Origin of the sequence: Actinomyces stomatis (assembly GCF_031292835.1) — a bacterium.
GTDB lineage: Bacteria > Actinomycetota > Actinomycetes > Actinomycetales > Actinomycetaceae > Actinomyces > Actinomyces stomatis.
In genome coordinates, this window is the sequence record NZ_JASPEP010000018.1 from 1 (window position 1) to 18,677 (window position 18,677).

At 67.7% G+C, this 18,677-nt stretch carries 17 protein-coding genes and 2 rRNA genes; 18 read left to right on the plus strand and 1 reads right to left on the minus strand.

From position 1 onward, the window contains the following. The 16 genes from RIV12_RS09500 to RIV12_RS09575 all read left to right on the plus strand — a co-directional run. Window positions 1-119, plus strand: a 23S ribosomal RNA gene (locus RIV12_RS09500); the annotation flags it as partial. Window positions 120-351: 232 nt separating this feature from the next. Continuing rightward, a 5S ribosomal RNA gene (gene rrf / locus RIV12_RS09505) occupies window positions 352-469 on the plus strand. A 725-nt stretch (window positions 470-1,194) separates the two neighbouring features. Then, window positions 1,195-2,043 carry a tetratricopeptide repeat protein gene (locus RIV12_RS09510; RefSeq protein WP_309323419.1) on the plus strand — a complete coding sequence of 283 codons (849 nt, stop codon included), beginning with the start codon at window positions 1,195-1,197 and terminating at the stop codon, window positions 2,041-2,043. After that, complete coding sequence (locus tag RIV12_RS09515) at window positions 2,040-3,140, plus strand: HAD-IIA family hydrolase (protein ID WP_309323421.1); 1,101 nt, start codon at window positions 2,040-2,042, stop codon at window positions 3,138-3,140. Before RIV12_RS09510 ends, RIV12_RS09515 begins: the two co-directional genes overlap by 4 nt. An 85-nt stretch (window positions 3,141-3,225) precedes the next feature. Further along, window positions 3,226-3,480: a hypothetical protein gene (locus RIV12_RS09520; RefSeq protein ID WP_309323422.1), complete on the plus strand. Its 255-nt coding sequence runs from the start codon at window positions 3,226-3,228 to the stop codon at window positions 3,478-3,480. Between the two features lies 1 nt (window position 3,481). Next, window positions 3,482-4,354: a TlyA family RNA methyltransferase gene (locus RIV12_RS09525; RefSeq protein ID WP_309323424.1), complete on the plus strand. Its 873-nt coding sequence runs from the start codon at window positions 3,482-3,484 to the stop codon at window positions 4,352-4,354. Window positions 4,355-4,467: 113 nt separating this feature from the next. After that, window positions 4,468-5,427, plus strand: coding sequence for an NAD kinase (locus RIV12_RS09530; protein WP_309323426.1), 960 nt, complete (start codon window positions 4,468-4,470; stop codon window positions 5,425-5,427). Then, window positions 5,424-7,232, plus strand: a complete 1,809-nt coding sequence (recN, locus tag RIV12_RS09535) for a DNA repair protein RecN (protein WP_309323428.1) — start codon at window positions 5,424-5,426, stop codon at window positions 7,230-7,232. Before RIV12_RS09530 ends, recN begins: the two co-directional genes overlap by 4 nt. Continuing rightward, window positions 7,229-8,434 (plus strand): putative cytokinetic ring protein SteA, encoded by a 1,206-nt coding sequence (steA, locus tag RIV12_RS09540; RefSeq protein ID WP_309323430.1) that lies wholly within the window; start codon window positions 7,229-7,231, stop codon window positions 8,432-8,434. The genes recN and steA overlap by 4 nt, the downstream gene beginning before the upstream one ends. A 58-nt stretch (window positions 8,435-8,492) precedes the next feature. After that, complete coding sequence (locus RIV12_RS09545) at window positions 8,493-9,422, plus strand: copper transporter (RefSeq protein ID WP_309323433.1); 930 nt, start codon at window positions 8,493-8,495, stop codon at window positions 9,420-9,422. 78 nt (window positions 9,423-9,500) lie between these two features. Then, entirely contained in the window at window positions 9,501-10,418 is a 918-nt protein-coding gene (locus RIV12_RS09550) for a hypothetical protein (RefSeq protein WP_309323435.1), read from the plus strand. Next, window positions 10,418-12,058, plus strand: coding sequence for a murein biosynthesis integral membrane protein MurJ (gene murJ, locus RIV12_RS09555; RefSeq protein WP_309323437.1), 1,641 nt, complete (start codon window positions 10,418-10,420; stop codon window positions 12,056-12,058). The genes RIV12_RS09550 and murJ overlap by 1 nt, the downstream gene beginning before the upstream one ends. Window positions 12,059-12,060: 2 nt before the next feature. Then, a complete protein-coding gene (locus tag RIV12_RS09560) occupies window positions 12,061-13,224 on the plus strand; it encodes a glycosyltransferase family 4 protein (protein WP_309323439.1) in 1,164 nt (387 codons plus the stop codon). Window positions 13,225-13,305: 81 nt separating this feature from the next. After that, a complete protein-coding gene (locus RIV12_RS09565; protein ID WP_309323441.1) occupies window positions 13,306-14,010 on the plus strand; it encodes an NUDIX hydrolase in 705 nt (234 codons plus the stop codon). A 216-nt stretch (window positions 14,011-14,226) separates the two neighbouring features. Further along, entirely contained in the window at window positions 14,227-15,291 is a 1,065-nt protein-coding gene (locus RIV12_RS09570) for a LacI family DNA-binding transcriptional regulator (RefSeq protein WP_309323443.1), read from the plus strand. Window positions 15,292-15,388: 97 nt separating this feature from the next. After that, on the plus strand, window positions 15,389-16,666 hold the full coding sequence (locus RIV12_RS09575; protein ID WP_141406829.1) for an extracellular solute-binding protein: 1,278 nt from the start codon (window positions 15,389-15,391) through the stop codon (window positions 16,664-16,666). 57 nt (window positions 16,667-16,723) lie between these two features. On the opposite strand, the gene RIV12_RS09580 is transcribed toward RIV12_RS09575, so the two are convergent. Further along, complete coding sequence (locus tag RIV12_RS09580) at window positions 16,724-16,861, minus strand: hypothetical protein (protein ID WP_232211259.1); 138 nt, start codon at window positions 16,859-16,861, stop codon at window positions 16,724-16,726. On the opposite strand from RIV12_RS09580, the gene RIV12_RS09585 reads away from it, so the two are divergent. Continuing rightward, window positions 16,860-17,702: a carbohydrate ABC transporter permease gene (locus tag RIV12_RS09585; RefSeq protein WP_255304723.1), complete on the plus strand. Its 843-nt coding sequence runs from the start codon at window positions 16,860-16,862 to the stop codon at window positions 17,700-17,702. The two genes, RIV12_RS09580 and RIV12_RS09585, sit on opposite strands and share 2 nt — an antisense overlap. Window position 17,703: 1 nt before the next feature. Then, a complete protein-coding gene (locus RIV12_RS09590) occupies window positions 17,704-18,675 on the plus strand; it encodes a carbohydrate ABC transporter permease (protein WP_309323445.1) in 972 nt (323 codons plus the stop codon). The last annotated feature ends 2 nt before the right edge of the window (window positions 18,676-18,677 follow it).

Here is an 18,677-nt window from a genome sequence, read left to right on the forward strand (position 1 = left end):
GACGGACTTGTCCTTCTTGGTAGGCCCCCAGCAGACTACTGGGTTGATAGGCCAGAAGTGGAAGACCGGCAACGGTTGACAGAGCTGACTGGTACTAATAGGCCAACACAAACAACAACACCCCCCAAGCACGCACGCGCCCGCCGCAAGACGGCACGCGGGACGAAAAACAGCGGGGGTGAGCACAAGCAGTAAACGCGAGCGTCCACTATACGGTCCACACCCAACCCAACCACCAACCACACGCACCACAACACAGCACAGCGTGTGGTGGGCAGGCACCAGACCGAACACAACCGAATAACCGTCACCACAACACAGACAACAATGCAGCACTGCCCATACAGTCGTCTCGGTGGTCACAGCGACAGGGAAACGCCCGGCACCCATCCCGAACCCGGAAGCTAAGCCTGACAGCGCCGATGGTACTGCACCCGCCAGGGTGCGGGAGAGTAGGACACCACCGAGCACAAACCACCAGTATCGGGTCGGTTCCCACAACAGATGTGGGAACCGACCCGATACCCCTATATACCCACACACAACACAGCACTCAGCTCCAAACAGCGCGCGCCACACTGCGTGTTACCGGGTCTCGTTACGCCTGAGAGCCTCGCTCCAGGTAGGCTCCTCCCAGGTATTCAAGGACAGCGGGGGAACTGACGGCAGTCCCGGAGTGAAAGAAGGACCATGGTGTATCAGGACCGTCAGCACGGGTCGGACCACGGCGACGCAGGTCGGCGTCGTCGCAGCGGTGAGCGGCACGGCTTCGGCGCACGCAGCCGTTTCACGGGGGATGAAGGACACTCTCGGCGCAGTGAGCGTGGAGGACGGGATGATGAGTCCTACGGCTCCCGTGGGTACTCCCAGCGGTCGGGCCATGGCGAACACTCTCCTCGCAACGATCGCCGGCACCGTGACAACTGGCGCGGTGAACGGCGTCGAGACGGGGACAACGGTGACAGGCGCGCTGACCGTAGCGGTAGGAGACCAGGTCGTTTCAACGATCACTCCGGGCGTAAGGACTCGCGGGACAGACGGGACGATCGTCGAGGTCGCCCGCCGCAGCGTCAGCGCGTCCCCGAGCCCAAGGTTCCGGACGACGTCGAGCCCGCAGATCTTGAGCGCGGTGCGCGGGCCGAGTTGCGTGCCCTGGGCCGCGCCAACGCGGAGAACGTTGCCCGGCATCTGGTCATGGTTCAGCGTCTCCTCAACGACGATCCTCAGACCGCTTATGAGCACGCGCGCTACGCCTCCTCCCACGCGGGCCGTGTCGCCGTCGTCCGGGAGACGACAGGTATCGCCGCATACCTCGCCGGCCACTACAGCGAGGCGCTCCGAGAGATTCGTGCCGCCAGGCGACTGTCCGGCCTCGATCTCCACCGGGCGATCGAGGTCGACTGCGAGCGAGCACTGGGCCACGTCGACAAGGCCCTCCAAGCCGCTCAGGCGGCCGATCCACGCCAGCTCGACGAGATTGAACGGGCCGAGCTGGCCATGGTCGTCTCCAGTCTTCGTCACGACATGGGCCAGACCGATCTCGGTCTGATCGTCATCGAGGACGCCATCAGGGCACGCCCCTCTGACAGCGAGACCCTCAGACGCCTGCACTCGGTGCGCGCCGACCGGCTCGAGGAGCTTGGGCGGCACCAGGAGGCGGAGGCCATCCGCGACCGTATCGGCCCTGAGCCGGTGGAGGAGGACGAGGTCGAGGTCTTCGATATCGAGGACGACTACGACTCCCAGGCCGAGGAGCAAGGCATTCCGGAGAGCTCCGACACTCAGGCCGCCACCGATTCCGGCGGCGACCGGAACGACGAGGCGGAGAGTGAGCCGAGCGAGGCCTTAGAGGCTCCGGGTAAGGCCGTCCAGGACGAGGCCTCAGCAGACCTCGAGCCTCGCGATGAGCCTATGGACCAGGACGAGGACGCCCAGTGGTCGCAGTCCTTTGCCGAGCGTGTCGAGGCCGAGATGGCCGAACTGCTTCAGGACGCGAATGAACCCCCGACGCCTTCCACCAACGCTTCTGAGGAGCCCCGATGACTATGCCCCAGGCCGCTGCCGCTGCTGCTCCCGCCAGCCTTCTGGGCAGCGAGCAGCCCCTGTGCGCCGTCTACGACGTCGCCCTGCTGGACCTTGACGGCGTGTGCTTCGCCGGAGAGGCCCGAGTGCCTTATGCCGCCGACAACGTCAACGCCGCCCGCAGGGCCGGCATGCACCTGTCCTTCGTCACCAACAACGCCTCACGGGCCCCTCAAACGGTCGTGGACAAGCTGGCGGCCAACGGCATCACCGCCGAGGCGTCGGAGGTCTTCAGCGCCGCCATGGACGCGGCCGCCATGCTCACTGAGCACGTTGAACCGGGCTCCACGGTGCTTGTCGTCGGAGGCGACGGTGTCCGCCAGGCCCTCCTCGACCAGGGCTTCCAGGTGACCAGTAGTGCGCAGGACGAGCCGGTCGCCGTCGTCCAGGGCTGGGACCCTGCGGTCGACTGGACACTGCTGTCTGAAGGCGTCTACGCCATCAATGCCGGGGCTCTCCACGTGGCCACCAACCTTGACGCGACCCTGCCCACCGAACGGGGCTTCGCCCTGGGCAACGGTAGCCTCGTGGCCGCCGTCGTCCACGCCTCCGGCAAAGAGCCCCTGGCCGGGGGTAAGCCCTTCCCCGGCATCTACACGCGTGCCCTCAAGCGGGCCGGTGGGACCAGGCCCCTGGCGGTCGGGGACCGGCTCAACACCGACCACGTCGGGGCCCGGGCCGCCGGGATCCCCGGGCTCCACGTTCTCACCGGTGTCTCAGACGCGCGAGACGTCATCTCCGCGCCGGCCACCGAGCGTCCCAGCTTCCTTCACACCGACCTGCGTGGCCTGACTGCGCCCCACCCCGAGCCCGTGCGAACCGAGCAGGACGGCCAGGTGTGGTGGCGGGTCGGCAACCGCAGCGCCCGCGTCGTCGGCTCCGGGCTCGAGCTCCAGGGCGCCGGCGCCGTGTCCTCACCGGACGGCGCTCCCGTGCGTATTGACCTGGACTCCTACCGGGCGCTCGCCGTGGCCGCCTGGGACTGGGCCGACGCCCAGGGCCGCCCGGGCGAGACCGCAGCGCTGGAGCTGCCCGAGATCGAGGTGATCGAGCCCTGAGAGCCTGGCCGGGGCTGGAGAGGCTCCTCAGGAGGGGAAGAGGAACACGCCGCGGCAGCTCGAACGATGTCGATGGGAGTCAGGAATGAGCCGCAACGAGTCGATAGCCGACATCGGAGAGGAGACGCCGGCGATGGCGGATCCCGCGCACCGACCGACGCCTCGGCGTCCGGTGCCCGCGCCCCCGCGAGCCGATGTCGCCCTGACGGCGACCCAAGGGCTCAATGACCACACCGACGAGCTCACCGAGATCGCTCAGATGCCCCTGGAGGAGCGAGCAGCTGCCTTGTCCGCCATCCACGAGGACCTCGCCTCCGTCCTGCACAAGGCGGAAGGCTGACATGGCCCGGCTCATCCGCATCGACTCAGAGCTCGTGCGTCGTGGGCTGGCCCGTTCCCGTACCCACGCCGCCACCCTCGTCACCGACGGTCACGTCACCCTCGACGGCGAGGTCGTCACTAAGCCCGCCCGCCAGGTCAACCCGGCCCAGGCCATCGAGATCCTGGTGCCCTCCGGAGACGACTACGTCTCCCGCGGCGCCCACAAGCTCGCCGGTGCGTTGGACGCGCTGGACCGGCACGGTCTGGCGCCCCGTATTGAGGGCCGCCGCTGCCTGGATGCCGGCGCCTCGACCGGGGGCTTCACCGACGTCCTCCTGCGCCGCGGTGCTGAGCACGTGGTGGCCGTCGACGTCGGCTACGGCCAACTGGCCTGGTCGCTGCGCTCCGACCCTCGCGTCACCGCCCTGGACCGCACCAACATCCGCACGCTGGATCCCGAGGCCGTCGCCCCGGCTCCGGAGCTGGTCGTGGGCGACCTGTCCTTCATCTCCCTGACCCTGGTCCTCGAGCCGTTGCTGCGTGCCGCAGCCGACGACGCCGACCTTCTGCTCATGGTCAAGCCCCAGTTCGAGGTGGGCAAGGATCGGATCGGGCACGGGGGAGTGGTGCGCGACCCGGATCTCCACGTGGAGACCGTCATGACGGTGGCTGAGCGAGCGCATGCCCTGGGTGTGGGAGTGGATGCCGTGACCGCCTCCCCGTTGCCGGGTCCCGCCGGTAACGTTGAGTACTTCCTGAGCATGCACGCCTCCCGTGCCGGTTGCCCCGGGGACCTGTGCGGAGACGAGCTGCGCTCCAGCATCGAGGATGCCGTTGCCGCCGGACCCGCGGCGGGCGGCCCACGACGACGCAGAACAAGGACCCACCCATGAGCAAGCTGAGCCCTTCAGACACCAGTGCTGCATCGCGGCCGGCTGAGTCGGCTGGCCTTCAGACCTTGGAACAACCGGGAACGGAGCAGCATTGCCGGAGGATCTCGCGCGTCATGCTGCTGCAGCGCGAGCTCAACGACAAGCCCGTTCCGGTTCCCCGGCCCAGTGCTCCAACGACCACCGCTGTGGCTCGGGCTTCAGCGGCGCTGCGTGCCCACGGTGTCGAGCCGGTCGGCCCGGACTGCACAGACCACGTCGACCTCGTCCTGGTGCTCGGCGGTGACGGCACGATCCTGCGCGCCTTCGAGATCGCCCGTGAGCGGGACATCCCCCTGGTGGGCATCAACACCGGCCACGTCGGTTTCCTGGCCGAGGCCGACCCCGACGGCATCGAGCAGGTTGTTGCAGATCTGGTCGCCGGCCGCTACACGGTTGAGACCCGCACCACCTTGAACGTGGAGGTCATCTGTCCTGACGGAACGGTCACTCGCGACTGGGCCCTCAACGAGGCGGCCCTGGAGAAGCGCGACCGCGCCCGCATGATCGAGGTCGCCATCGGTGTTGACGGCCAGGCCGTGTCCTCCTTCGGTTGCGATGGCCTCATCATGGCCACGCCCACCGGCTCGACCGCCTACGCGTTCTCCTGTGGCGGCCCCGTCATCTGGCCTGAGGTCGAGGCACTCCTCCTGGTGCCGGTGGCTGCGCACGCCCTGTTCACCCGCCCCCTGGTCCTGGGCCCCAACTCCTGCATGGAGGTCGTGGTCCAACGAGTGGGCTTCGGAGGCGCCGAGATCTGGTGCGACGGCAGACGCAGCCTGGACGTGCCGGTCGGTGCCAGAATCCGCGTCACCCGGGCGGAGCGTCCGGTGCGCCTGGCACGTTTCAACGAGGCCCCCTTCGCCAGCCGCCTGGTGCGCAAGTTCGACCTGCCCGTGGAGGGGTGGCGGGCCTCCAGCAGCGCCGACGAGGCCTACTCATCTGAGGATGATGTGCTGCACCAGCAGCAGGTCACCGCTGCCGAAAAGAGCGCCGACGGTGAGAGCCGGCGGGACTCCTCGGGAGGAACGGCGTGATCGAGTCTTTGCACATCGAGGACCTCGGTGTCATCGAGGAGGCTGATCTTCCCCTCAGCCGGGGCCTGACCGCCCTGACCGGTGAGACCGGTGCCGGCAAGACGATGGTGCTCACCTCCCTCGGGCTGCTGCTGGGGCAGCGGGCCGAGACCACCATCGTGCGGACCGGTGCCGAGCGCAGCCTGGTTGAGGGCGCCTTCCTGGTCGACCCGGACTCGCGCGTTGCCGCCCGCGTCGTCGAGGCCGGGGGCGATCTCGACGACGACCTCCTCCTGGCCTCTCGCACGGTTCCCTCCTCCGGACGCTCCCGCGCGTATCTGGGAGGGCGCTCAGTGCCGGCCTCGGTTCTCAGCGAGGTGGGTGGCCGCCTGGTCTCCGTCCACGGTCAGGCCGACCAGCTGCGACTGCGTTCGACCGCGGCCCAACGCGCTGCTCTGGACTCACTGGGGGGCCAGGACCATGCCGCCCTGTGCCGCCGCTACGCCCGGGCCTACCAGGCGCGCCGACAGGCTGACCAGGAGCTCCAGGAGTGGCAGGCTTCCGCTCAGGCCCGAGCCGTTGAGGTGGCGCAGCTGCGTACCTGGCTCGAGGCCCTGGAGGAGGTCGGCCCCCGCAGCGGTGAGGACCGGGACCTGACGGCGGAGGCCGAGCGACTCGACCACGCCGAGGACCTGCGCAGAGCCGCCACCGGTGCCCGCACCGCACTCAGCGGAGAGGAGTCCGCCACCGGGCAGGCTCCCGATGTCGTCTCCCTCATCGCCCACGCTCACCGTTGCCTGGCTGTCGAGTCCGACCGCGATCCCGCCCTGGCCGAGCTGGCCACACGCACCCAGCGACTGGGCATCGACGCAGCCGATATCGCCGCCGAGCTGAGTGGATACCTGTCCTCACTGAGCGCCGACCCGGCTCGTCTCGCCCAGGTCCAGGACCGCCGCGGGGAGCTCGCTCGCGCCTGCCGGGAGATCGGCGGGCCTCAGGAGCAGCTCGACGACGTCGACGCCCTTCTGTCCTGGGGCGAGCGCGCAGCCGCGCGCCTGGCCGAGCTCGACGGACCGCAGGACACCGCCACCGTCCTGGCCGAGCGCTTGGCCGCTGCCGACGAGGAGCTGGCCGGTGCTGGCGAGGAGCTGAGCCGGGCCCGTCGGCGGCTCGGCGAGCGTCTTGAGCAGGCCGTCACCGCAGAGCTGGAGGGCCTGGAGATGAAGGGCGCCCGGCTCGTCGTCGAGCTGGACCGGCTCGACGAGCCTGGACCCACAGGCCTTGAGAACGTCGCCCTCACACTCGTCTCACACCCCGGTGCGCCCGCCCTGCCCCTGGGGAAGGGGGCATCGGGAGGCGAGCTGTCCCGCATCATGCTCGCCCTGGAGGTGGTGCTCGCCGACGCCGCGGCCTCCGCGCGCCCCTCGACCCACACCCGCACCCTCGTCTTCGACGAGATCGACGCCGGCGTGGGAGGCCGGGCCGCTCGGGAGATCGGCAGGCGCCTGGCCCGCCTGGCACGACATCACCAGGTCATCGTGGTCACCCACCTGGCCCAGGTGGCGGCATGGGCCGACACCCACCTCGTGGTGCGCAAGGAGACAGTGCCCGAACCCGAATCCGGTCCCGGCCTTTCAGAGGCGTCGGCAAGGAATGTGAGAAAGTCCCAGACGGGACGCACCCGCACACAGGTCTTCGTCGTCGAAGGCCAGGAGAGAGAACGGGAGCTGGCCAGAATGCTCTCCGGGCACGAGGACTCCCAGGCCGCGGTCCGGCACGCCGCTGAGCTTCTCCAGGAAGCAGTCGTGGGACAATCCGAGCCGTGAGGAATCCCTTCCGCAGTAAGTCTGCGTCCGTCTCCGAGCGTCCCAGCGGTGTCGTACGCGTCGACGCGCGCACGAAGAAGCTCACCAAGCGTCTCCAGCCCGGGGAGATCGCCATCATCGACCACACCGACCTCGATCGGGTGGCCGCGGAGGCGTTGGTGGAGTGCGGTGCCTCAGCGGTCCTCAACGCATCCCCGTCCATCTCCGGGCGCTACCCGAACCTCGGCCCCGGCATCCTCCTCGACGCGGGAATCCCGCTCGTAGATGATTTGGGTCCCGACATCATGCGGCTGCACGACGGCCAGCGCATCACCGTCGAGGAAGGCTCGGTGCGCGTCGAGGGCAAGGAGCAGGTCATTGCCGAGGGCTCGGTCCAGACCAAGCAGACCGTCGCCGTGGCCATGGAGGAGGCCCAGAAGGGCCTGGCCGTTCAGCTGGAGGCCTTCGCCGCCAACACCATGGAGTACATGCGCGGGGAGTGGGACCTGCTCCTCAACGGTGTCGGCATGCCTTCGCTGACCACGCAGATGAGCGGCAAGCACGTCCTGGTGGTCGTGCGCGGCTACTCCTACAAGGAGGACCTTCAGGCGCTCAAGCCCTACATCCGCGAGTACAAGCCCGTCATCATCGGCGTTGACGGAGGTGCCGACGCCGTCCTGGAGGCCGGCTTCAAACCGGCCATGATCGTGGGTGACATGGACTCCGTGTCCGACAAGGCGCTCACCTGCGGTGCCGAGATCGTCGTCCACGCCTACCGCGACGGGCGCGCCCCGGGCCTGGCCCATGTCGAGGAGCTCGGGGTCGAGCATCATGTCTTCGCCGCCACCGGCACCAGTGAGGACATCGCCATGCTCATGGCCGATGAGGCCGGCGCCGAGATCATCGTGGCCCTGGGGACGCACGCCACCCTGCTGGAGTTCCTCGACAAGGGACGCGCCGGCATGTCCTCGACCTTCCTGACCCGGCTCAAGGTCGGTGGCCGCCTCATCGACGCCAAGGGCGTCTCCCAGCTCTACCGCACCCGCATCTCGGGATGGTGGCTGCTGTTCCTGGCCCTGGCGGGCACCTTCGCCCTGGCCATGGCCCTGATGTCCACGCCCGGTGGACAGACCTTCCTGGGACTGTCCGGTGCCGTGTGGGACGACATCGTCAACTTCTTCCGCACACTGCTGGGCCTGGCCCCGAACTCACCCACCGTCTAACGACCCCCGCCCATCTGAGAGGCAGCCCCTCTCACGGTCATCTTCAAGGTCTTCAACCATGATCGACTTCCGCTATCACCTGGTATCGCTCATCTCCGTGTTCCTTGCCCTCGCCGTCGGGGTCGTCCTGGGAGCCGGCCCACTGCAGAACTCCCTGGGAACCGCGCTCAACGACCAGGTCACCGCTCTGCGTGAGAACCGCAACGCCACCCAGGCCAAGCTCGAGCAGACTGAGACGGCCGTCAACGAGCGGGACTCCTACATCACTCAGGCCGCCAGCAGTCTCCTGCCTGGAACCCTGGCCTCCAAGACCGTCGCCATGGTGCTCCTGCCCGACGCCAAGGCCGAGGACGCCGACGCCATCACCACCCAGCTCAAGAGCGCAGGCGCCACCGTCACCGGTCGGCTCAGCCTGACCAGCACCTGGGTGGACCTGTCGCGGGAGAACTACCGCTCCACCTTCTCCGGACAGGTCCAGGGGCACCTGGACAGCGCCACTTCCAAGGACGCCAACGGCATCCTGGGGGAGGCACTGGCCAAGGCCCTCACCGCCAACGATGACTCCTCCCGAGTCCTCATGGACATGCTGTCGGTGGACAAGTCCGGCACGCCCTTCGTCACCGTGGACTCCACGCCCACCGGGCCTGCGGAGATGATCGTCGTCGTCGGGCCGCGCCCGCAGGCCGCCTCCGGCAAGGGGGCGACGGTCGAGGCCTCACCGGGCCAGGACCCCAAGGCCTGGGCCAAGGCGCTGGCGGGTACAGCCGGCCGGGCGCCCACAGTCGTCGTCGGCTCCGCCGACGGCGACGACAACGTCGTCAGCATCATCCGCTCCGAGGGTGCGAAGGTGACCACCATCGACTCCGTTGGCCAGATCGCTGCCTCGGTCTCCACGCCCCTGGCCCTGGCCTCCACCCGAGCCGGAACCATCGGCCACTACGGTTTCGACAAGGGCGCCGACGCCGTCATGCCGCCAGTGACCAAGTAGCCCCTGTTCTCAGGCGCTCCGGCCTCGTCACGGGCGCCGACGCCGCGATCCACCCTCGCCCTGCCTTAGGCTGAGTCCATGGCTGGCACGATCACGCGAGTAAGCTCCTGCGCCCGACGCCTGGCGCAGGTGGGGGTCAAGGCTGCGGGCGTCACCCTGTCCTGGTCCGCCTCCCTGGCACCCATCGCCCAGGGCCTGGAGCGCACCAACTTTCATGGCCGCACCGTGAGCCTGCGCGGGGGCGTAGGAGCCGCAGTCGGCGCCGTGACGGCCGGGATTGAGACCGGCAGACTCATGGGGGGCGGGACCGCATCGTCCTCACGGACAGGGCTTGCCGCCACCCTCGCGGCTGCGGCCGGCGGGTGCGCCGGCCTGGTCGATGACCTCGACGCCGGTGCCCACGACGGCGACGTTCCCGCCAAGGGGCTCAAGGGCCATCTGACCGCCCTCGCCCACGGACGCGTCACCACCGGAGCACTCAAGATCGCCGTCATCGGCTCAGGGGCGCTTGTCAGCGGCGTCCTCCTGGCCCGCCACCGCAGCTCGGGCAACGGCGGACGCCCACCGGCGGCGATCGTCGCCGACGTCGCATCCAGTGCCGTGGTCATCGCGGCCTGGGCGAACCTGCTCAACCTGCTCGACCTGCGCCCCGGACGCGCGCTCAAGACCGCCTGCATCGTGAGCGCCCCGCTGCTGGCCACCCCCGGACGAGACGGCGAGTCCACTCGGTTGGTGGCCGCAGGAACCCTGGGAGTCAGCCTCATGGCCCTGCCGGAGGACCTCCTGGAGAACACGATGCTGGGCGACACCGGAGCCAACGCCGTCGGAGCCCTGCTGGGAACCGCCCTGGCATGCCACCCCCACGCTGCGGTGCGCGTCGGAGCCGCCCTGAGTGGGGTGAGCCTCATCCTGGCCAGTGAGAAGGTCTCCTTCTCCCGTGTCATCAGCGACACCCCGGTGCTGGCCGCACTCGATGGGCTGGGACGCCGCCCCTGATGGCATTCCAGCAACGCCGTGGCGGCCTGCTCTCAGTGGCCGGGTCCGTCGCCGGCCTGACCCTCGTCTCCCGCGTCCTGGGGTTCCTGCGCTGGCTCGTCCAGGCCGCCACCGTTGGCACAGGCACGGTGGCGGGTGCCTACACCACGGCCAACCAGCTGCCCAACACTCTCTACGAGGTCGTTGTCGGTGGCGTGCTGGCGGCCACCGTCGTCCCGCTCCTGGCCGCACCGATCGCCGCGGGCAGGCGTGAGGAGGTCACCGCCACCGCCTCGGGGCTGCTCGGCCTGGTCCTGGCGGTCCTGACCCCGCTGTCCCTGGGGCTCATCATCCTGGCCGCACCGATCGCAGCCCTGTTCCCCACCTCTCAGGGGGTGGACCCGGCGCTCCAGCACGAGCTCGTCGCCTCCTTCCTGCGCATGTTCGCCCTGCAGGTGCCCATGTACGGAGTGGCGGTCGTCCTCACCGGCGTCCTCCAGGCTCACAACCGCTTCACCTGGCCGGCTCTGACCCCGATGCTCTCCAGCCTCGTGGTCATGGCGACCTACGGCCTCTACAGGGCGCTGGCCGGCGGTGACGACGCGACCGCCTCCAGCCTCGCCCTCCAGGTGCTCGGCTGGGGGACGACCCTCGGGGTGGCCGCACTCAGCCTCCCGCTGCTGTGGCCGGTCCACCGGCTGGGACTGGGGCTGCGCCCCACCCTGAGACTGGGGGGCTCCCAGGCCCGGCGGGCGCTGCGGCTCGGCGGCGCCGGGGTGTGGACGATCCTGGCTCAGCAGCTGAGCGTCCTGGTGGTCCTGGCCATGGCCCGCTGGGGCGGGCAGACCGGAACTGCGGCGGTCTACCAGTACACACAGGCCGTCTACGTCCTTCCCTACGCGGTGCTGGCCGTCCCGGTGGCCACCGTCCTCTACCCCCGCCTGACTGCCGCCTTCGAGGCCCGCACGCACCTGTCGGAGAGCTCTGGCAGTACTGGTGCGGATGAGGACGTCTCGCGTCTGGTCGCCACTTCCACGGCCCTGGTCACCGCCGTCGCCGTCGCCGGAACCGCCATGCTCCTGGCCGCCAGCGCCGCCGCCGAGCGCTTCTTCTCCTTCAAGCAGGTCGACGGGATGGGCCAGGCGCTGGCCGTCCTGGCCCCGGGGCTGATCGGCTACGCCCTCATCTATCAGGTCACCCGGGTCCTCTTCGCCGCCGACCGCTCTCGACCCGCCGCTCACGCCACCGCGGCCGGCTGGCTGACCGTGGCCGTGGCCTGCGCCGCCTGCGTGCGCCTCATGGCCCCCTCCGGCGGGGACGGGCGCGACACCCTCGTGGCACTGGGAGTAGGCACGACCATCGGGATGACGGTGGCTGGGGTGAGTCTGCTCGCCGTCCTGGCCCGGGTCATGGGAGGCCGGGTGCTGCGTGCGACTCTGACCGCGCTCGTCGCGGGGCTGCCCGTGGCCCTCGCCCTCGGCCTGGTTGTCCGTACAGTGACCACCCGCGTGACCTCCCTGCCCCTGGCCGTGATCACCGCCGTGACAGGTGCTGCTGTGTCAGCAGCCCTCGTCCTGGTGGCCATCCACCTGGCTGACCGCAGTCTCCTGGCATCGATACGTAGCGGGAGGGCAACGACGACGACGGATGACAAGGAGTAACCATGAGCCCCAGCGGCGTCGACAGCACGAACGAGCCCGGTGCCTCGCAGAGCCCGCACGCTGGGCGCCGGCGAATCCTCCAAGTGTGTGGATCAGCCGCCGGAGGGGTCCGGGCCCACTTGGCCGACTGCGCCCGGATCCTGGCCGCCGACGGCCACGACGTCATCGTCGAGGCACCCGCAGCCGTCCTTGACGGACTGGATGTCGATCCAGCTCGCGCCGAGGTACTCGAGATCGGCCCCCGCCCCAGCCCCAACGACACTCTGGCCGTGGCCAGGCTGCGTCGTCTGGGCAGACGCGCCCACGTCGTTCATGCCCACGGCCTGCGAGCCGGTGCACTGGCCGCACTGGCCCTGGGACGACGCCGCCGTGGACGCACCCGGCTGGTCGTCACCCTTCACAACCTCACCGTCGGGGGACGCCTGACCACCCTGGTGGGGGACGGGCTCGAACGGCTCATCGCCCGGCGCGCCGACCTCATCCTTGCGGTTAGCCCCGACCTGGCTGAACGGGCCCGGGAGCTCGGCGCCCCACGGGTCGAGCTCGCCATCATCCCTGCAGCGCCCCCACAGCAGTCCTCCGAAGCGAGTCTCTCCGACTCTGTTGCGCCGGGGGAGATCTGGCCGCAGGGTGGCGCGCGCCTGCTGACCGTTGCCCGCCTGGCTCCCCAGAAGGGCCTGCCGCTGCTGCTCGAGGCCGCCGCGATCCTCTCCCGCGAGGTCGACGCCGGCCGGCTGGCAGCCTTCACCTGGGCGCTCGCCGGAGACGGCCCCGGCGGGGCCGAGGCCTCTGAGCGCATCACCGCCGAACAGCTCCCGGTCACCCTCCTGGGGCGGCGAACCGACGCGCCGGCCCTCATGAAGGCAGCCGACATCGTCGTCCAGACCAGCCTGTGGGAGGGCCAGCCCCTCACCATCCAGGAGGCATTGCGTGCCGGCGCCGCGATCGTGGCCACCGACGTCGGCGGCACTGCCGTCACCGCCAGGGGAGGAGCCGTCCTCGTGGCTCCCCAGGCCCAAGCCATCGCCGAGTCGCTCGGAACCCTCCTGAGCGACTCCGAGGCCCGCTCCCGTGCCGTTGAGCGCGCGCAAGCGGCGGCGGGGCGCCTTCCCGGGCTCGAGGACCTGGCGGCCCAGCTGCGTCAGACGGTCCTCGACCTGCACTGAGCCGCCCCGCCCCGAGCGGTAGCATCGTTGTGCCCGAGCGCCCAGCAACCATGACGCCAGCAGCGAGAAGAGGAGCCAATCGTGGACCACCCGGTGACGACGACCCGCAGCAGCGACGGATCAGGGAACAGCCTCGCCGACACGCGCGAACCGGGGCGGGAGCTGGTCGGCAGCGAACGGGTCTGGAGCGGGCCGATCTTCGCCGTCGACGCCGACCACGTGCGCCTGGGGCCCGGTCAGGAGCCGGTGGCCCGTCAGGTCGTCGTCCACCACGACGCCGTCGCCGTCGTCGCCCTGCGTGAGGGCGAGGCATCCTCCCAGACCGACGGTGCCGCGGAGATCCTCATGATTCGCCAGTACCGCCATCCCGTGCGCGCCTGCCTGTGGGAGATCCCCGCGGGACTGCTCGACGTGGCGGGGGAGGAGCCCGCCGTCGCCGCCGCCCGCGAGCTCGCTGAGGAGACCGACTACGCGGCGGCCACCTGGAACACGCTGGCCGAGTTCTACGCCTCGCCCGGCTTCACCACCGAGGGGGCCCGGATCTTCCTCGCCCAGGGCCTGAGCCTGCTGCCCGAGGACCAGCGCACTGCCCGCGAGGCCGAGGAGGCCGAGTTCGTGCCCACCTGGGTCCGACTGGACGAGGCGCTCGACGCCGTCATGGACGGGCGCCTGCACAACCCCTCCACCGTGCTCGGAGTCCTGGCCACGGCCCAGGCACGTTCCCGCGGCTGGGCAGGGCTGCGTCCCGCTGATGCCCCCTGGCTGCGCAGCCCGGAGAGCCTGTAAGACGAGTCAAAGTACTTGTCTATCACCAGTGGGAGCACTTTCGGACCGGCGTTCCTGGGCAGGATAGTGGCCAGGATTCGGCGAGTCTGCCCGCCATGGCGAGCGAGGGCCGCCTGACTCAGGTGAAGAACACCTTGAACATCAATCGATTAATCGACTTGGCTCAATGTGGTTAACCGGTTGACTCATGAGCGTGTTCTGAGTCATGATCTCTCTATGTCCGGTACCGATGCCGGGCCTCCCGACCAGAAGAGGGGAGGGGAGACGATGACGACTCTCGCCGATGTCGCTGCCGCGGCTGGTGTCTCCAAGGCTGCGGCCTCCCTCGTGCTCTCCGGCAAGTTCGAGGGACGCGTGAGCGAGCGCAAGGCTGAGCGGGTCCGTATGGCCGCTGACGAGCTCGGCTACGTCCGTGACGCCATTGCCGGTGGCATGCGCAACGGTCGAACCCGGACGATCGGGGTCATCGGCGAGCGTGTCCTGTCCACGCCCTACGCCGTCTCCATGATCGACGCTGTTCTGTCCACCAGCCAGAGCCTCGGGTGGTCCGTCCTTCTCACTGACGCAGGACGCGACGGCGTCGCCGCCAAGGAGGCAGTCCGCGAAATGGTCGCCCGGCGCGTCGGCCAGGTGGTCATTGCCTCGATGTATCACCGCGTTGTTCCGGTTCCTGAGCAGATCAAGGATGTCGTCGTGCTCAACGGCGTTGCTGACCGCCCTGGGGTTCCCGGCGTCGTTCCCGATGAGCGTCAAGGCGCCAGCGATGCCGTTGCCCACCTCGTCGACCTCGGCCACCGCCGTATCGGCTACCTTGGGCACGACGACGCCGAGAGCATCGCTGTGCGTGAGCGTTCCGACTCCTACCGCCACAGCCTTCGAGAGGCCGGGCTGGCGGTGGACGAGTCGCTCCTCGTCACCGGGGGACTCGACCCCGATAGCGTCGACGCCACTGCCCGCCGTCTCCTCGACCGGCCTGATCGTCCGACCGCCGTCTTCTGCTACAACGACGCCCTGGCGGCCGGCGTCTTCCGGCAGGCGGTACGCCTGGGGATCTCCATTCCCAACGACCTCTCTGTTATCGGCTTCGACGACCTTGCGCTCATCTCCACGAACCTCGATCCCAGGCTCACCACGATGCGCCTGCCGCACTGGGAGATGGCCGAGTGGCTCACTCGCGAGCTCGCAGCGGGCCATACAGCCGAGCTCCCGGACGTCACTCGTTTCCCCTGCCCTCTCATCGAGCGAGCCTCCACGGCGCCTCCCACCACCTCGCTGCCGTAGCTCGGGCGCCGCACACGAGGTCGGCCCCACCAGCTCTCCGCCCGATGGGTGGAGTCAGATCCCCACCACTCACGCTGATACACAAAGGAGTGCCATCATGATGACCACCCGCCGTATGTTTCTCGGCGCCAGCGCCGCCGCCTTGACCACGCTTGCCGCATGCTCCTCTCAGTCCGGAAAGGGGGCGGGCGGCCTGACTCTCTGGACCCACAACGGAGGCAACAAGGAGGAGCTCGACGTCGTCAACAGCGCGGTCAAGGACTTCAACGCCGCGAACCCCAACACCCCGGTCACGGTGAAGTCCTTCCCGCAGGAGTCCTACAACGATGCCATCGCCTCAGCCGCAGTCTCCGGCAACCTGCCCGACATCCTCGACCTTGACGGCCCGATCATGTCCAACTGGGCCTGGGCCGGATACCTCTCGCCACTGACAATCTCGCAGGATCTCCAGGGAAAGATCATCGACTCCGCTAAAGGGGTCTGGAACAACAAGCTCTACTCCGTCGGCCCCTACGACACCTCGCTGTGCTTCCTTGGACGTAAGTCGGCCTTCGACAAAGCCGGTGTCACCATCCCCACGGTCAACAAGCCGTGGACGAAGGACGAGTTCATGGGTGCCCTCGACAAGCTCTCAAAGCTCGACGGCTTCAGCTATGCCATTGACATGTCGGTGTGGGACACCGCCGAGTGGTGGCCCTACGCCTACGCTCCCATGCTCCAGTCCTTCGGTGGCGACCTCATCGACCGCAAGAGCTATGAGACCGCAGAGGGCTTCCTCAACGGGGACAAGGCCGTCGAGTGGGGCACCTGGTTCCGCTCGCTGTTCACCTCCAACTACGCCTCTCAGACCCCGGCCAAGGACGGCCAGGACTTCCTTCAAGGCAAGGTTCCGCTCGTCTATGCCGGCGGATGGAAGGTCCTCAAGGCTCAGGAGACCTTCGGCGAGGACGAGGTCCTCATCCTCCCTCCTGTCGACTTCGGCGCGGGTGCTCACGTAGGCGGCGGCTCCTGGCAGTGGGGTGTGTCCTCCTCCTCGAAGAACGCCGACGCTGCGAACAAGTTCATTGAGTTCCTCATGCAGGACAAGTACCTCGTTCAGTACTCCGACGCCATCGGCAACTTCCCGTCAATCGAGTCGGCCACCCCGAAGACGAAGTACTACGGCGAGGGCAAGCCGCTGGAGCCTGTTTACGAGATCGGTAAAAAGTACGCCCTCCTGCGTCCTGCGACACCCGGATACAAGGTCATCTCATCGACTTTCGACAAGGCCGCTCGGGACATCGTTTCCGGTTCCGATGTCAAGTCGACCCTTGACCAGGCTGTCAAGGACATCAACGCGGATATCAAGTCGAACGATGGCTACAAGGCCAAGTAGGCCAAGTGCGCTACTGAGTACCTGATCGTGCGGCCGGTCAACAGCCGCGCCACCTTCCTACACCACCAGCACCGATCCGGCGTGCGCGTAAGAGTGCGCCGCCGGGAAGGGAACAGATATGGCAGCCCCCAGTACCATGAGGCGCCGCGGCAGGACCGCCGCATTGCGCAGAGAGGCTAGGACGGCGTGGCTCATGAGCTCGCCGGCCCTCCTGCTCCTCCTGCTTTTCATGGGCATTCCGATCCTGCTTACCTTCATCCTGTCCTTCACGAATACGCGTCTCATCTCCCCCAACCCTCCGCAGTTCATCGGGATGGAGAACTTCGTACGGGCGTTCACCGACGACCCGACCTTCATCCGGTCTCTGGCGAATACTGTCTTGTTCGCGCTCGTTGTCGTGCCCTTCCAGTCCATCCTTGCCCTAGCGCTGGCGATTCTTGTCAACCAGAAGGTCAAGGGAGTCACTGCTTTCCGGACAATGATCTTCATGCCCGTGGTGACCTCCATGGTTGTCGTCTCCATCCTGTGGAGCTTCTTCTATCAGGACAATGGCCTGTTCAACTCGATGCTCAACACCGTCACTGGCGGCGGGTGGTCCACCATTGCCTGGCTCAACCACCCTGGCACCGCGATGCCTGCCATTATCGTGCTGTCTATCTGGCAAGCGGTCGGTTTCCATATGATCATCTGGCTCTCCGGCCTGCAAATGATTGACCCGGTTCTCTACGAGGCCGCTGACCTCGACGGCGTCAACGGTTGGCAGCGCTTCCGCTACATAACATGGCCGGGGCTGCATTCGACGATGGTCTTCATCCTCGTCACCATCACGATTGCTGCGCTGGGCCTGTTCGTCCAGGTCGACGTTATGACATCCGGAGGTCCCCAAGATGCCACCTCGACAATCGTCTACCACGCGGTGCGCAGGGGTTACCGTGAGCAGGACATGGGGTACGGCAGCTCCATCTCACTCATATTCTTCATTGCCGTCCTGCTCATCAGTCTCATCCAGCGCTGGCTCACCAGGGAGAAGGACTGACATGCTCACTGAGACATCTAGGACCGATGCAGTACCTGCGACTACAGCCGTCGATGCCCTCGAGGCTCCCGAAAGGAGCCCGCGTCGCCGTGGCCGCGCCGCCACCAGGAAAAGGTCCAGGGTGCTGACGTACGTCGGCCTTGTCGTCGCCTCGTGCGTCGCTGTGTTCCCGCTGCTGTTCATGGTCTTCTCATCCTTCAAAGAAGACCACCAGATCTTCGCTGATCTCGGCTCCCTTAAGGCGTTCCTTCCGACCGGTCACCTATCACTGGATAACTACTCCGGAGTATTCGAGCGGGTCCCGGCTGTACGGTTTATCACAAATTCGCTCATCGTGACCGTTGCGATAGTATTGCTCGGCCTCATTGTCAACTCCATGATCGGATTTGCGATATCGCGTATGCGCTGGAGGGGCAAGAACATTGTGCTCTCGCTTGTCCTAGCCACCCTCATGGTTCCTTTCGAGACCATCGCTGTGCCGCTCGTATACTGGGTCGCCAAGTTGCCATCGCTGCAGTGGGTCGTTGACGGTTTTCTTGTCAAACAGGGAATGCTCAATACTTACCAGGTGCAGATTCTGCCCTTCGTTGCCAATGCACTCTCCATCTTCCTGTTCGCCCAGCACTTTGGTGATATCCCCAAGGAGATCGACGAGGCGGCCCGCGTTGATGGCGCGTCCTGGTGGGTGATCTATTCACGAATCATCGTGCCACTGTCCGGTCCGACCTTCGCCACAGTCGCCATCATCACGATGCTGCCGGCGTGGAACTCCTACCTGTGGCCGCTCATGGTCATCCAGGAGGAGTCTATGCGGCCCGCGAGTGTCGGTATGCAGTACTTCTTCCAACTCAACCCGGTATGGGGGCAGATCATGGCTTACGGCACACTCATCACTCTGCCTGTTCTTATCATTTTCGTTCTGTTCCAGCGCTCGTTCGTAGCGTCGTTGGCAGGTACCGCCGTCAAAGGCTGAGT